13 protein-coding genes are annotated in these 14,847 nt (G+C 51.5%); 2 read left to right on the top strand and 11 right to left on the bottom strand.

What is annotated here, in order from left to right; genetic code table 11:
- Positions 1-860 (top strand): DUF697 domain-containing protein (locus tag AMR42_RS12095; RefSeq protein WP_143473052.1); only part of this gene is annotated, 860 nt, incomplete at its 5' end.
- Here AMR42_RS12095 and AMR42_RS12090 read toward each other — a convergent pair.
- The 10 genes from AMR42_RS12090 to AMR42_RS12040 all read right to left on the bottom strand — a co-directional run bounded on the left by AMR42_RS12090 (position 799) and on the right by AMR42_RS12040 (position 13,129).
- Complete coding sequence (locus AMR42_RS12090; RefSeq protein ID WP_099533776.1) at positions 799-1,473, bottom strand: hypothetical protein; 675 nt, start codon at positions 1,471-1,473, stop codon at positions 799-801. The two genes, AMR42_RS12095 and AMR42_RS12090, sit on opposite strands and share 62 nt — an antisense overlap.
- 69 nt (positions 1,474-1,542) lie before the next feature.
- Complete coding sequence (locus AMR42_RS12085; protein ID WP_234406969.1) at positions 1,543-2,142, bottom strand: heavy metal-responsive transcriptional regulator; 600 nt, start codon at positions 2,140-2,142, stop codon at positions 1,543-1,545.
- Between the two features lie 201 nt (positions 2,143-2,343).
- Positions 2,344-3,255: a glycosyltransferase family 2 protein gene (locus AMR42_RS12080; RefSeq protein ID WP_099533774.1), complete on the bottom strand. Its 912-nt coding sequence runs from the start codon at positions 3,253-3,255 to the stop codon at positions 2,344-2,346.
- 120 nt (positions 3,256-3,375) lie between these two features.
- Positions 3,376-4,503 carry a Gfo/Idh/MocA family protein gene (locus AMR42_RS12075; protein WP_099533772.1) on the bottom strand — a complete coding sequence of 376 codons (1,128 nt, stop codon included), beginning with the start codon at positions 4,501-4,503 and terminating at the stop codon, positions 3,376-3,378.
- 313 nt (positions 4,504-4,816) lie between these two features.
- Complete coding sequence (locus tag AMR42_RS12070; RefSeq protein WP_143473051.1) at positions 4,817-5,698, bottom strand: DUF6492 family protein; 882 nt, start codon at positions 5,696-5,698, stop codon at positions 4,817-4,819.
- Positions 5,699-6,173: 475 nt separating this feature from the next.
- A complete protein-coding gene (locus tag AMR42_RS12060) occupies positions 6,174-7,586 on the bottom strand; it encodes an O-antigen ligase (protein ID WP_099533766.1) in 1,413 nt (470 codons plus the stop codon).
- Positions 7,587-7,822: 236 nt separating this feature from the next.
- Positions 7,823-9,001: a hypothetical protein gene (locus tag AMR42_RS12055; protein WP_099533764.1), complete on the bottom strand. Its 1,179-nt coding sequence runs from the start codon at positions 8,999-9,001 to the stop codon at positions 7,823-7,825.
- 208 nt (positions 9,002-9,209) lie between these two features.
- Positions 9,210-10,601: a GGDEF domain-containing protein gene (locus tag AMR42_RS12050; RefSeq protein WP_099533762.1), complete on the bottom strand. Its 1,392-nt coding sequence runs from the start codon at positions 10,599-10,601 to the stop codon at positions 9,210-9,212.
- Between the two features lie 122 nt (positions 10,602-10,723).
- Positions 10,724-11,227, bottom strand: coding sequence for a tRNA (adenosine(37)-N6)-threonylcarbamoyltransferase complex ATPase subunit type 1 TsaE (tsaE, locus tag AMR42_RS12045; protein WP_099533778.1), 504 nt, complete (start codon positions 11,225-11,227; stop codon positions 10,724-10,726).
- A 297-nt stretch (positions 11,228-11,524) separates the two neighbouring features.
- On the bottom strand, positions 11,525-13,129 hold the full coding sequence (locus AMR42_RS12040; RefSeq protein ID WP_099533761.1) for an NAD(P)H-quinone oxidoreductase subunit 4: 1,605 nt from the start codon (positions 13,127-13,129) through the stop codon (positions 11,525-11,527).
- A 358-nt stretch (positions 13,130-13,487) separates the two neighbouring features.
- Here AMR42_RS12040 and AMR42_RS12035 point away from each other — a divergent pair, with 358 nt between their 5' ends.
- Complete coding sequence (locus AMR42_RS12035; RefSeq protein ID WP_099533759.1) at positions 13,488-14,246, top strand: Uma2 family endonuclease; 759 nt, start codon at positions 13,488-13,490, stop codon at positions 14,244-14,246.
- 270 nt (positions 14,247-14,516) lie between these two features.
- Here AMR42_RS12035 and AMR42_RS12030 read toward each other — a convergent pair.
- Positions 14,517-14,847 (bottom strand): tetratricopeptide repeat protein (locus tag AMR42_RS12030; RefSeq protein ID WP_143473050.1); only part of this gene is annotated, 331 nt, incomplete at its 5' end.

The following is a 14,847-nucleotide window of genomic DNA, read 5'->3' as shown; positions in this document are numbered from 1 at the left end:
GCAATCCCGCCGAACGTCGCTGGGATCCGTTCTTGCCCGTGGATGAAATTGTGCTGGCGGCGGCGGAACCGGCTCCAATTCAAGTGCGGGAAGAATGGCCCGATGGCCGGGTGACCTATGGTTGGGAGTCGCCCCCACCGGAGATTGAGACCTTGCGATCGGCCATCTTGGCCACCATCGATCGGGAAGGAGAAGCCCTGCTGGCCCTGAATGCTCTGATGCAGGCCCGCACTGCCCAGCAAACCATCGCCCAAAAAACCCTCACCCACCTGCGCGACGATGCGGAGGCCCAAACTTGGCGATTCATTCAAGTGAAGGCCGTAATCGTGGCCCTCAGTCCCTTTGTGCTGTTGGATGCGATCGCGGCGGTGTTGGTGGATTGGTTTTTGGTGCGATCGCTGTCGCGGCTCTATGGCTTGCCCCTGGTGCGATCGGCTTGGCAGTCGTTTTGGAAAACGGGCTTGGTTAGCTTGGGAGCCATGTTGCTTGGAGAAGTGGGGGGCGGCTTCCTGGGTGGGAATGACGGGCGATCGCTCCAAGCGGGCAGCGACGGCTTCAGCGGTTACCTGGGGGCGGCCCTGGTGCAGGCGGCGGCGGCGGCCTTTGGTAGCTTAGCGATCGCCAAAACCACCCGCAGTTCTCTCGAAGCGGGCTGCACTTGGGGAGATGACGGCCCCGACACCCTCGCCAAGGACTTGCTGGATTTTGTAGAGCCGGGAACCGTCTTGCACCAACTGCGAGACGAGTGGCGATCGCGCATTGGCCTGGGTGGCCTTGATGCCAAACCCACCGACCCCGCTAAAACAGTCGCGATCGTGCCCGCGCCGAAAATCCCCCCGGCAGATAAATCGGACAAGTGACCCCCGCCCGCATTTGTGACCAGTCGCAGAACTGGGCCGCCAGCGCATCGCCCGAGCCATTGCAAACTCGCACATTAAAGCCATATTCCCTGGCCACTCGCCCAAATTCATTCAGGTAGGCATATTGGCGCGGGTATTCCAAATTATTCCAAGGTTGCAAATTAAACGTCACTTCCACCCAAGGCGGCAATTGCTCATCACCCCGGTGGATCGTCCAGCGATCGACAATTTTTCCCCCCAGCAAATCCCGCGTGAGCCAGAGGCTAGGCGGAGTCAGGCCCTGTTGGCGAATTTCCTGATCGGTGGCCATGGGTTGATCGCCAAAACAGCCCGTCCGTCGAAAGATTCGGGTTGGCTCCAGTTCCACGGCCACCGGATCCCCCAAGGGTTGATCGGACAGTGCATCGCTGCCGCTGGTGACGGCTGCCGCCGCAGCCTCCGAAGCCGAAGTTTCCACAGCTGGCGACACGGACATTTGCACCGGCTCGGCCTTGGGCGGCCCTTCCCGGGCGATCGCCTCGGGCGCAATTGCCACCGGCAACCCCAACCCCAGCCCTAAACCAACGGCCCAACCAATAGCAGCACGGTTAGCAACACGAGTAAGACTGGGCATGACTTTTGCGCCATTCTGGCGGCAGCTTGCAACGGGCAATTCTGAAGATTTTAGAGGGCGCGATCGGCTTCAAGGTTCAGTGCCAGGGTTTGGCGATCGATTCGCACAGCAACCGGCAGCAGCAGACGGCGGCGGGGTTGACTGGGCGATCGATGACTGGGCGATCGTTGAACCCTGAGTAGCCGCAGTCTCCGCCTCCAAAGCAGCACCCTCCATCGCCTGATGAAGCTGACTTGCTCGCTCCACAATCGGACAAATATTGCCCGGGGATTGTTCCAAGTCATCCGCCACCGCCAACAGGGATTTCAACTCGTCCCGCAGCCGCTGAAGCGATTGAATGCGGCGATCCAAATCTGCCAACTTGTCTCGCAGCTTATGCTTCACCGTTGAGCAGGGAGCATTGCCACTGTCATAAACCGTCAACAGCTCACTGATGTCTTGCAAACTCATGCCCAAAGATTGGGCCTGCTTCACAAAGGCCAAGCGATCGAGCGTGGACGGTGCAAACAACCGAAACCCGCCAGCCGTTCGATCGATCGCTTGGATCAGTCCCAAACTTTCGTAGTAGCGAATCGTTTGAATGGAGCAACCACTGCGCGATCGCACCTCTCCAATTTTCAACAGATTTTGGGCTGGTGCTTCAGCACGCTTTGCCAATTCCCAAGACACTGGAACCTCAGAAATTTTTTATTCATCGGACTTTGTTCACCTAAGCTTATCAATATTTATCAATCATGTATTCAACTTTGAGGATATCTACACTGAGAGATTTACATATTAAGCTTTGATTGAAATTCTGAGTTAGCTATCAGGTTTTAGCAGCATCAACAATCCCTCACTAAACTTTATTAAATTGAGCTTGGATGATCGCTAAACCCAAGTGGTTCTGCGTCCCAGTAATCCCATAATTGTGCCCGCTCCCTGCGCCGTTCGGATACAAGCTCGATATAAATGATGCTTTCCTCGCAATAATCCAGGAATTAGTGCCAGAATTCCCAAAATCATTAACGCAAGCCCTTTGCAGAGCCGAACTAGAAATATCTTGGGCTGTGGGTAGAGTTCTTTTTCAACCAAGCTGTAAATGCTCCAACCCCAATAGTTACGCCGTAACAACCATTGAAACGTGGTTCGACTAGCTGGAATCGACTCATAGGCGATCGCCTCTGCTGACCAAACAATTTTTAGGCCCGCTTGATGGAGACGCATAAATAGATGCGTATCTTCTCCACCTCCCACCGCAAATCGCTCATCAAAAACACAGGGCATTTGCTTCAGATACGGCGCAGGGAGCAACACATTGTTCGTGAAAGCCACATGCAAGTTCTGACCTGTTTTATAGGCAGGAGGCGCAAAGAATTGCCCCTGATGAATCCAGTTGGGCACTTGATTGGATTGAAATACGGGCAAGATTGGCCCGCCCACAATATCTGCTTGAAATTGCGCTTGCGCAGTCAAAAGTGCTTCTAGCCAAGAGGGGCAAGCTTGTTCATCATCATCAATGATGGCGATGAAGTCACTATCTTCAGCCGCATTTTGAATGGTGCGATTTCTGGCATAGGTCACACCCGATCGCATTTCAACATCGTAGCGAATTGGCCAGCGGGAGCTTTCTTGCCAAGTGGACAAGGTTTCGCGCGCCGATCCATTTGCATCATTGTCAACCACAATGATTTCAATTTCAGGAGTTGCAATTTGCTCAAACTTGAGTGCCTGCAAGCTCAAGATCAGTTGATGCAGTAAATCTTGTCGTTTATAGGTGGCAACGCAGATGGAAACTTTCATGAAAATTTAATTGATCACCTTCAATTAGCCACACTCAATCAGTCGCACTCACCAATCGCCCCTAAAACGCCCGTGATCCCTCATTTTGCGATGATGACTCGTTGAATCAGAGCCTCACGATCAAAGCGCCCAAGGCAACGGTTCCACCACCGGACAATCGGTTTGCATTTGATAGGTACATCCTTGAGCCGTTGCGTAGTGAATGGCCAAGACCATTTCATTCACATGCAATGAATAGCGTCCTGATAACCTGGGTGATCGCTTATTTTCAATTGCCTCGGCTAAGTCGGCAATTCCCCGCGCAAAATCCATTTGTTGAGCGCCCCGATACTTTTGCCGTTTGGTGACTGGCCCCACCAATGGGTAACGTTGCGCGAGCGGCCCCTCGATCGTTTTGCGACGAATTCGTAGACGACGTTTAATATAAACGGGCGATCGATAAAACCAACAATCTTCCGTATACATCACCCCCTGATCTCCAAAAATTCGTAATTCGTGATCGTGGGAAGCCACAATACTACAGGTCAAGCGAGCCACAACTCCCGAGGCAAACTTAATACAGGCAACTGAAAAATCCGGCGTATTGGGTGGATCTAGATGATCAACACCCTTATTGGGAATCGTACAATCCGCAAAGGCAGTGACGCTAACAGCCGACCCAAAGAAAGCAGGTAACCAAGTTAAGTAATAGCCCGCATGTTCCAACGTGCAACCCACTTCAAATTCATCTTTGTAGGGCCACGGTATTCCCGATTCACTCAGCCAGGTTTGGTAAGCCATCGCAGGCACAAACCCATCGTCCATTTCTGCATAAACCAAGCTGACTTGGCCAACCGCTTGCTCGCGCAAAGCTTTCCAAATCGTTTGTGCCGTTTCGCCCAAAAGGCTGCAAGGCGCACCGGAAATTTCCAGTTGCTTAGATTCCGCTAGTTCAACCAGTTCTTTGGCCTCTTCAAAAGTCATCCCCAGCGGTTTTTCCGAGTAAACATGTTTGCCCGCCAACAAAGCTGCTTTGGAAACTTCGTAGTGACTGCGAGGATTGGTTAGGTTGATGACAATTTGCACGCGCTCATCTGCCAACACCGCTTCCAAACTGGGGTACTTAGGAAGTTTATGAAATTGAGAAAAATGCTCTGTGCGTGCTGAATCTCGATCCATTACGCCCAGAATTTTTAATGAAGGATGATTTTCGAGGGTTCGCACATAATAATCAGCAACAAATCCACAGCCGATCAATGCAACATTCATGGAACTATTGCCCGTTTATATTGATCAAAAACAGAACAAGGGGGATGCCCCAAATAGTCAGCTAGTTTTGGCGGTCTCAGGATCAAGAACATCACTATCAAGAACATCACTGCTGCCCAAGGAGTTGGTCAGCGGGCCCCCACAAACCTGGCCAAATTTTCATCCTTTATCAAGATTTGTGGACAGGAACCGAATCATTGAAAGTAGCCCGAGGGTTTTTGATCGTATGCTGGCTTCTTCGACTCGCTCAACAGTTACCCTCCATCCATCATGAAGAGCGATCGACTACACGTGCACACCCCTAGCAACCAGTCTATTCAAGCTCTAACAAGCTCGCGTATCGATCAACTGCTATTTTAGCCTTAGCAGAAATCATGATGGCAACATGCTCAGGTCGAGTTGAGTTAACAAAGTTGCGCAACTCTTCTTCGGTCATCACATTGGGATCGTAATAGGAATTGAGAATTTTGGTTGGATCCCAGTAATGACCGCTTCGGTCTTGAAGCACCCGGTCAATATAGGTTCCATAGAGTGTGTATTCAGAAAAATGCCAGGTTTTTGAAACTGCCTCGAACCATGATTGATGATAAATTCGCTCAATGTGACGACACATTGCTGTTACATTTTCTCGTTTCCACGTGATCACATCAGCAATGTAGTCGGGAGCTGGCATGGTTGTTGCCGTTAAACCCAATAACCGGCTAGCCGATTGATGCCAATGTTGATGTGGCGTATCCATTCCGATCGGATTGCCCTCTGGCTCAGCATAGAATCGAACTTGGTTATTTTTGACCAGGTTCGAAATGCCAAAGTCTCGGATAAACATTTCATCCGAGTCCAAAAATACTGAAATTTCTTCATCAATGACTCTAGAAAGTGCGATTTTGGAAATTTGCTGCATAATCCAGCTACGCACTGGAACTCCTTTTAGGCTGAACCAGGTTTTTCGGATTTTGGGTAGCCTAAAAAGCCAAAAAGGGAGCAGATCTTGAACAATAATAATTTCTGTGTGTTGATTTTTGAGTTGTGAAAACAGTTTTAGATCGCGCTTTTCTACAACAATGTAATGCTTGAAAGGTGGTTGAACAAATCGCGATATACTTTTGCAGAGAAGTTGACAGCGTTGGAAATCTTGATCATAGCTTGGCGTAATGATTGCAAAGGAAGACAGATTTTGAGAATTATCGATTTGCATGGGATGACTGGTGTTGAAGGCAGAGCTAGGTTATCGATTTTTGAGCATCTTCAAGCGAAATACTGACTCAAAGGGTTCTTTTAAAAACAGGACAGTTGAAAACAAGGCACTGAACAATTATTCTGATTGATTTTATTTGAATCAGGAAAAAGTAAATCAAGAAAAAGTTTCTCAATCATGAGATAAATTGTTCTATTTTCAAGATTGAAGTTTTGTAAGCCTGAAGTAATGTTCAAGCAACTTCTCAGGTTATGTTTCAAGCACCCATTGTAAGCCAAGGATTTTCGCTATTATTATACTGCATTGCCGAAATTGATTTGTATTTAGCTTTGTAGAATTTTTTGAGAATTTTCGAGGAATTTTTATTTTTGATCAAGAAGAATTTGTAATTTGTAAAAAGTGAATTTTTCTTAAAGAATTTGCCTAGAAGTAAGTATTTTGAATTTTCTTAAAGTACCTTCAGTTTTTCTCGTAATCAAGAATTGGACTTATACTCAATTCCAACTCTTGACTCATCCGACAAGAACTCAGCGGTCTCGGGCAAGGGTTGTTCCGGAATCTGAGTGGAAAAATTTGGAGGGTTGACTTTAAATTGTTGATAATAGTTTGCTGCCACTGTGAAGGAGACAGCGGCAAAAATGACACTTGGCAAAGAGTTACGAAACAGCAAGGAGCTTTCCGAAAGATTAGCAACAGTGCTGTAGGTAAAGAACATCAGAACCCAAATATATTCGTTATTTTTGGTGGCACGCATGAGCGCTATGGTTTTGACAATTGTTTGGAAAACAACCCAAACGTAAACTGCTAAGCCCACAAGACCTAAATCAATACATATTTCCAAAAATCCATTATGGGCATCAGGAACGGGCCACCGAACTGCGCGAACAACATAGGCTGATTTCCCATCTAAGCCATTCCAGAATGTGCCAAAGCCATAACCCAGGATTGGTCGATCTTTGATTCGATCGATCACAAATTCCCAAACATCTGTTCTACCTGTTAGGCTAGCATCCTTACCTAACGCGCCCAGGATATTGATTACGATGTCATCCCAATAAAAAAATAAATTAATTCCAATGACGGCTGACCAAATTAGGCAGCGAACCATCCATTTGTGTGGTAGGCGAAAAATCTGGCCAAATGCGCTCATGCCAATCAGCAATCCAATATTAATAAAGGGACTTTTGGAGCCAGAGAGTTGAATAAGAACAAAGGCAGTGAGGAGGCCAGACCAAGCTAAATAGCGATATCGTCGATAGGTTTCGGAAATACCAAGCAGCACAAAGACCCCGGAAGCGAGGGCCATCATTTTACCCAGTTGATTTTTGTGGGAATAGATGCCACGCCATTTGCCGGCATGAACTGCGCCCATCACGCCATATTTACGCAGGGCAACACCAAAGACGAAGCAGAGTACTTGGGAAATACCAAACATAACTCCCAAGATGCGCACTTGATCCCTGAGGGAATAGCGAGTGGCGAGATAAAGACCAAATTGAAAGGTGCCAATCATGGCGATCGAGGCATTAAGGGTCTTAGACGGCTCGATCGACCAGAGAAATGAAATGGGAAACATGGCAATGAGAAAAACCACTGTGGGAGCTGCCATTAGCATCACAATGACTTTTTTCCATCGCATAATTAATAAAATATTAGTGACGATGTAGTTCAAAAAATAGAGCGCCACGCTTGGTTTATAATTAAAAGATAAGATATCTTGCCCATCACCTTCACTGGCTCCATTGGTTAAAATAACCTCCAGAATGCCAAGGGAGTAGCGAATGAGAAAGAAAACAACAAAAATGTGCTCTAAGAGAAAGAGAGGATTGCGGTTATAAACCTCTTTGAGTTTTGCTGTTGCTTCCTTTGTAATCAAAAAAATGCTCATTTCTTTTTGATCAAATACTAGTCAAGGGGGTTGGCAGCGAATCTGGAGCAATATTCGTAAACAATCAAAATAAATTCAAAACGAACTCAAAATAAAACAATTTAAGATCAATGGCAGATCAATATTAACAACATTAATTCAATGCCAAGCTCAAGTTTGGTTCATGGGTTCGCCGGTTTGAGCCGTGAGTTCAGCAGTTATAGTCCAATTTTTAAGCGAGTTTACCTGACTTGCCACTAGGCGTTGGGTTTGCGGGGGGCGCGGCGGTGCTTGGGTGCTGGTGGCTCGTTAGCAGACAGGTCTTTGAGAAGAAAACTGAGCCACAGCCGCAAGGAGTTGGTTTCCTGTTGTTTTTTGTGGTTGACCCTTAGGAGTGCTTGGCGATCGCGCTGTAACTCGGCTTGGATTGCTTGCTGCTGAGCACGAGCTTGGGCCATATTTTCGTGAATTTGGTTTAGTTCCACTTGCCGATCGCGACAGAGGGCCACGAGTCGATCGTGCTCTGCCTGTAGTTTAGCGACGGTGGAGGGCAGTCCGTCGTATTGCTGTTGCAGGGTTTCGATCTGTTGGCGAAGTTCGTAGCGCCGCCGGTGATGGGCATCGGCTTGGGTGCGAATTTGTTCGAGGGCCGCTTGCTGTTGTTGCAGGGTCATTTCTACGCTCTGCTGTTCTCGCATGGTGTCAGCGAGCGATCGCGTGAGGGTGGCCGTGCGCTCGCTGAGTTCGGCCGCTTGGGCCTCAAGGCTGGTGCAGTTGTTGAGGAGGGTTTGTTCTCGCTGGCGGAGGTTGCTGAGGTTGGCTTGGCGCTCTTGGGCCTCTTGTTCTAGGGCAATTGTTTCGGCGCGCAGTCGATCGACCTGAGTTAGGTCGCGCTCCATGCTTGCCTTGCGACTGTCAAGATTGGCTAATTGAGTTTGATGCTGAGCAATTTTGTCTTCCAGTTGCTGGCGCTGGGTTTCCAAATCAGCCAAAACGCGATAGACCTTCTGCGTTCGGCCGCTGCCTTCATCAATTTGGGACTGAATTGCTTCTTTTTCCTTGCGCAGCACACCAATCACGGCTTCGAGTTGCTGCTTACGGGTGAGGGATTGTTCTAGTTCTCGTTCGAGGCGATCGACCTCCACACGCAAGGCGCTGGCGAGGTCGCTGCTGAGGGGCGGGTTGATGGTTGGTGGGCGGCGATCGCTGGGTAACCAGTTGGCATATTCGGGGGAGATGGTTTCCCTGAGGCGCGGATCCCAGGGTTCGGACTGCGATCGGGAGCGATCGGGCGTTAAGGCGGTGATCGCCGCTGCACCGGACAGGGCAATGGCTCCGAGACCGAGGGCCTTTTGCCATTGGCGATCGGTCACAACCCCAATGCCAAGACCTAAGCTAAACGCGACCGTGCCTGCGATCCACCAATTGCGATTCACTGCTAACACACCATCTGAACTATGCGATCGTAGCCATAACTTAACTGCTGATTACTCCAATCCATCGATTACCCCAATCTATACCAAGGGATCAACAGAGCCAGACCGAGACCAACCAAACCCACAAAAAATCAGCAGACAGAATCAACGAACAAAACCAGTCAATACAACCAGCTAATACAACCAGCTAATACAACCAACAACCGGGTTAATATTCCAGCCCGTCCATCTCAACGCAATTCCCCCCATGCCGACGGGCCCGTTCAAGGGCCCGCAAAGCCGATCGCACGGCCGCATCGGGCAGTTGCTGGAGGTCAGGCACTAACGTGCCAATGCCTAAGGATAGGGTCACTTCTCCGCCAGCGATTGCGATCGGCTCCTGGGCGGACGGGGAGCGATCCATTGGCGCTCCGGCAGGGACTTCGGAAGAGACTTCAGGGGCCACTTCAGCAGCCATTGCAGCCTCAGAACCAGTGACCAAGAACGCATCGGCTAAATCTGCGCTGGCATCAATGCCGACATTGCCAACATTGCCGACATTGCCAACATTAATGTTGGTATTGATCGGTCTGGATGCCTCTTGCCCAGCATGAACCCGGTCATTGGCGGTGTTGGAGTTGTTCCGGGGCCGATCGCGCGTTGGGGGAAAATCCATATCCAGATGCAAAGACGAACCGGCAGCCCAAGGAGAAGCCGGAGCCTCATCGTAGTGGCTTGGCCAATGGTGAGCCGTGGGAGTCATGGCCTGCTGAGTCGTGCAGCGATTGAACTGATGGCGAATCGATTCCGCGACGGCCAAAGCGCCGATCGAGTCGGTGTTGGGCAGCAGAATCAAGAATCGATCGCCCCGATCGCGGCCAACCACATCGGAACTGCGCTGCACCTGTTGTTTTAAGACCGTTGCCAGATTGTGGATCGTTTGTTGACCAAAGGCCTCGCCTTGGAGATTCACCCAATCCGCCAAATGATCCACCTCGCAGGCCACAATCGATAGCACCTGTTCCGATCGCAGCGCCTGTTGCCAAGTGTGCTGCAACGCTTCATAAAAGCGATGATGATTCGCCAAACCCGTTTCCAGATCAACGCCTTCCAACTGTCGAATTCGGTCTTGGGCCTGGGCGAGGGCCACTTGCAATTTTTCCTGTTCCGCTTCCATCAAAATCAGTCGATCGCGATGTTCATGGAGCCAACTTTCCAGGGCTAATCGTTGTCGCTCCAAAAACTGCAATCGATCGCCATACCGCACCAGCAAGCGACTGGTGAGCCGCACAAACTGCGCACAATCATCCTGATCGTCCAATTGCGTCAGGGCGCTGACCTTCGCCGCCAAGCCCCCCGTAAAAGAAGACTCCTGATCCAAACAGCTCAATAGCACCCAAGCAAGGCGGATGGAGTCCAAGGCCCGACTACAAATCCAAGCCGCAGTCATCCCCGTTAAAAGACTGACAGCCAAGGCCCAGCTCGCCACCTTGGCCAAGGGAAACGGCTCCCAACTCGCCCACAGAAACCAGCCCCCCAAAACACTTAAAAACACTGCCGCACCGACTTTGGTTGGCAGCGATCGATTCCAGTTGATCGGCGGACTAGAGAAGCGCGTCACCGGTTGGCTTACCCACTGAGTTGATCAAGTTATCCAGGACGGGAACGCCACAGGAGCATCGGAGATGAGGAAATCGCATTCACTCAAAGTTCACCTCGCCACAGACCAGCGCCCACCCTCCATCATTCCTGATTCAGCGTGAGTCCGCCCAAATTTGCGCAAAGATCTTCAAGATGTCGAGGGTTCCAGCCCGGCACTTCGCCCACCACCTCAATCAACACCTGACGGCCCGTCATGCCCGATCGCAAGGCCACTTGGAGGTAATCGATCGGCAGTTCCGGCAACCGCTCCGACCACTCGATCGCCACAATTCCCGCAGCCACCTCGCCCCCTTCCCAATATTGCTCCAGGACCAGCGGCTCTACCTCTTCCGGACTCAACCGATAGAGGTCAAAGTGATACAGCGGAATCGCCCCCTCCAAATACTCATTCACCAGCACAAAGGTGGGACTCACCACCGGCTCCGCAATGCCCAGCCCCGCCGCCAAACCTTGCACCAACGTTGTTTTACCGGCTCCCAACTCTCCATCCAGCAGGATCACCGCACCGGGCCGCAAGATCTGCCCGATCGCCCGGCCCAGGGCTTGGGTCGCAGTCGCATCTGCCAAAAAGAATTCCAGAGTCATTGCACCAAAGTCGCCGGGTTGCCAAAGAAAACCATTACCAGGAAACCCCAAGGATTAGCCAAGGGATTAATCAAGGGGTAAGTCAACGGTATCTGTAAGTATCCGTAAAATTATCACCGTGGAATTCCATCAACTCAGAATCGCACGGCTGCTGATTGGTGATCAAAACAAAATCCCGATTCTCCACCAGGGAAAAATCGGGATTATGGAATCATCTCATCGAGATTTGTCAGGGGTTCGTCACCCCTTCAGTGGCAACATTGATAGCCTTCGCTAGAGACCCTTAGCTAGCGATCCTTAGTTGGTGCGTACCGATGCCGCCAACTCCGTATCCGCCAGCTTCGGAGCATTCAGCACCGCTGAGTAGAATCGGGAATCCTGGGCCTTTGCCACGATCGCGAAGCTGCTCCGCACTCGGCTAGCCACTTCCGTAGACTTCATTTCATAGGTTTGGGTCGCCAGCTTGGGATAGATACCCACACCCACGATCGGGGCCAACAACACCAGGGCGATCGCCAGTTCCCGCAGCTTCAGATCCGACCAATTCACATCAGTCAGAGCCGTATTCTCCTTGCCGTAGAAAATTTCCCGCAGCATCGACAGCAGATAAACCGCCGAGAGAATCACACCCACCGCCGCCAACACCACCACCGTGGCCCGGAACGGAGCGCTATAGACCTCGCTGGTGGTTAAGCCGAGGAACACCGTCAGCTCACCCACAAAACCGCTCATACCGGGCAGGGCCAAAGAAGCCATGGTCGTCGCCACAAACAGCGCGAAGGTGCGGGGCATCTTTTGCCCAATGCCGCCCATGTCGTCGATCGAGAGGGTGTGGGTGCGCTCGTAGGTTACGCCCGTCAGGAAAAACATCGCCGCCGCAATCAACCCGTGGGACACCATTTGCAGCACCGCGCCGCTCAGACCCACATCGGTGAAAGAAGCAATCCCCAGCAACACAAAGCCCATGTGGGACATTGACGAGTAGGCAATCCGTCGCTTCAAATTCCGTTGGGCAAAGGCGTTCAGCGCACCGTAGATGATGTTCACCACACCCAGGATCGCCAAAACCGGCGCAAAGTAGATGTGCGCATTCGGCAGCATCTCCATGTTCATCCGAATCAAGCCATAGCCCGCCATCTTCAGCAGCACACCGGCCAGCAGCATGGAAACGGGCGTGGGCGCTTCACCGTGGGCATCGGGCAGCCAGGTGTGACCCGGGAAGGCCGGCAGCTTCACCAAGAAGGCGATCGAGAAAGCCGCATAAAGCAGGAGTTCCGCCGTCAGGGAGTAGTTCTTCAGCCCCAAGGCATCCATATCAAAGGTGACCGGGCCGCCCGAGAAGGCCATGGCCAGCGCTGCCACCAGGATGAACAGGGAAGCAAGAGCCGTGTAGAGAATGAACTTAGTGGCAGCGTAACGACGCTTCGCACCACCCCAAATCGAAATCAGCAGGTAGACCGGTACTAACTCCAGTTCCCACATCAAGAAGAACAGGAGTAGGTCTTTGGAAACAAACACCCCAAGCTGAGCGCTGTACATGGCCAGCAGCAGGGTGTAGAACAGGCGGGGTTTCTTGGTGACATTCCAGGAAGCGCCGATCGCCAGGGTGGTGACCAAACCGGTCAGGGCTACCAGCGGCATGGAGATGCCATCGATCGCCAAAGACCAGTTCAAGCCAATTTGCGGCAACCAAGCGTAGGTTTCCGCCAGTTGAAACTCAGTGTTGGTGAAATCAAACTGCCCGAAGCAGGTGTAGGAAATCAGGGCCAACTCCACAATGCCCACTGCCAGCGCATACCAACGGATTGTTTTTCCGTCGCGATCGGGCAGGAAGGGAATTGGCAGCGCCGCCACCAAAGGCAGCAGCGTAATCAAACTTAACCAGGGAAATGTTGCGTCCATTGACTCCACCCGGCTGCAAAGGTCGGGTATGAACTCGATGAGGAGTAGGTAGGGATAATTACTCACCTGGTTTTAGTTTAATAAACTTTACATACAGTGACCAATTGTTTTTTCTAATGATTACGATTTGTTTCAAAAAGTTAAGTTCATGTCTGCAATCGATCGCCCAAGGGGATCGCTCCGCCGATCGCAGATCCAACGATCGAATGGGCGGGGCAAGGGTGGGGAATTTTTTCACCGGGCTGGATCAATCGCTCAGGCTGAATGGTGGCAGGCTCAGAGAACCAATCCTGTCTGATTCTGTCTGAACGGAGAGATTGCTAAAATCCAAGCAGTCGATCGCCCCCACTTGCCCGCCATGGTTGCCATCCGGCCCAACCGCTCCACAACAATTGCTAGGACTGCCGCTGGGGCTGCTGCATCTGATCAGCCTCAGTCATTGGCCGCCACACCGGCATCCGAACTGGTTGAAGGGGGCGATGTGATTGCTCAAGACTCACCTGATGACTGGCAAAAGGCAGATTGGGAGATATATCAGCAAGCGATCGCCCAAGCCAGTGAGAAAATAAAAGGTTATTATCACGACGGAATGATGAGGCTCGAAATGTCTCCCGTCGGAAACCCCCACTCCCGTGACCATTTCATTATCATTGCGGCCCTTGGGCTGTACGCGGCTTTGCGGAATTTGCCGATCGATGGCCACGACAATTGCACCTATCGGAAAGCTGGGTTACGGGAAGCTCAACCGGATTTATCAGTTTATGTGGGTGATCGGGTGGGATCGCTGGACTGGGAAACCAAGATTGTGGACTTGGATCAGTTGCCGCCGCCGGACTTGGCGATCGAAATTTCCGATAGCACCCTGCCCGATGACTGTGGGCGCAAACGCTTGCTCTATGAAGATTTGGGCGTTCGGGAATATTGGGTGGTGAATGTGGCGGAGGCGCTGATCCTCGGGTTTGAAATTATTGAGCGCGGCAGTCGGCGGATCCAAGAATCGATCGTGTTGCTGGGCCTGAGTTTGGACATTCTTGAAGAAGCCCTGCGGCGATCGCGCGAGGCCGACCACGGCCAGGTCAGCGCTTGGTTACTTCAGCAATGGCAGGCTGAAGGGTAGTTTCCAGCGAAGGAGCGGCCGACACGGAAGGGTGCAGAAAGTTGCAGCCAACGGCTGCTGTACGTCCTCTACTAGGGGCGATCGCTTGAACTGAATTGGTTTGCGGAGATCTCGCGTATCGGAGGGCGCATGGCGATGTGGTTCCACAAGAATCGGTTTTCCCGTATCGGGTAGGGGCGTACCGCTGTACGCCCTCCGCCAGGATTGATCGTTTGAACCGAATGGGTTTGCGGAGATCTCGCGTATCGGAGGGCGCATGGCGATGCGCTCCTACGGGTTGGGTGGGGTGGTGAGTTGTTGCAGGATGGATTGGGTGAGGGGGTGGTCGGAGAGTTCGGCGGCGCGATCGGTTTCGATGACGGTTTGCACGAAGGTGACGAAATTTCCCAAAACGGTTTGGGTGTTGGGATGGTCTTGACCGAGTTTTTCTAGAACAATCTCCAAGCAGCGCCGGAAGAGGGGTTCCGCTGCCTCGTACCGTCCCTGGGATTCGTAGAGTCCTGCCAAGTTGTTGAGGCTGGCAGCGGTGTTGGGATGGTCGGCTCCCAGCACTTGCTCACAGATTTCCAGAGATCGCCGGAAGAGGGGTTCCGCTGCCTCG

This window comes from Limnothrix sp. PR1529 (assembly GCF_002742025.1).
In the GTDB taxonomy this organism is placed as follows: domain Bacteria; phylum Cyanobacteriota; class Cyanobacteriia; order CACIAM-69d; family CACIAM-69d; genus CACIAM-69d.
Note: the sequence above shows the minus strand (reverse complement) of the source record. Positions and strands in the feature narration are given on the sequence as shown.

Excerpts from the sequence above, each read along its gene's own strand:
- tsaE (WP_099533778.1), bottom strand. The coding sequence starts at position 11,227 with ATGACTCTGGAATTCTTTTTGGCAGATGCGACTGCGACCCAAGCCCTG.
- AMR42_RS12075 (WP_099533772.1), bottom strand. The coding sequence starts at position 4,503 with ATGAATGTTGCATTGATCGGCTGTGGATTTGTTGCTGATTATTATGTG.
- AMR42_RS12040 (WP_099533761.1), bottom strand. The coding sequence starts at position 13,129 with ATGGACGCAACATTTCCCTGGTTAAGTTTGATTACGCTGCTGCCTTTG.
- AMR42_RS12035 (WP_099533759.1), top strand. The coding sequence starts at position 13,488 with ATGGTTGCCATCCGGCCCAACCGCTCCACAACAATTGCTAGGACTGCC.
- AMR42_RS12080 (WP_099533774.1), bottom strand. The coding sequence starts at position 3,255 with ATGAAAGTTTCCATCTGCGTTGCCACCTATAAACGACAAGATTTACTG.
- AMR42_RS12070 (WP_143473051.1), bottom strand. The coding sequence starts at position 5,698 with ATGCAAATCGATAATTCTCAAAATCTGTCTTCCTTTGCAATCATTACG.
- AMR42_RS12060 (WP_099533766.1), bottom strand. The coding sequence starts at position 7,586 with ATGAGCATTTTTTTGATTACAAAGGAAGCAACAGCAAAACTCAAAGAG.
- AMR42_RS12090 (WP_099533776.1), bottom strand. The coding sequence starts at position 1,473 with ATGCCCAGTCTTACTCGTGTTGCTAACCGTGCTGCTATTGGTTGGGCC.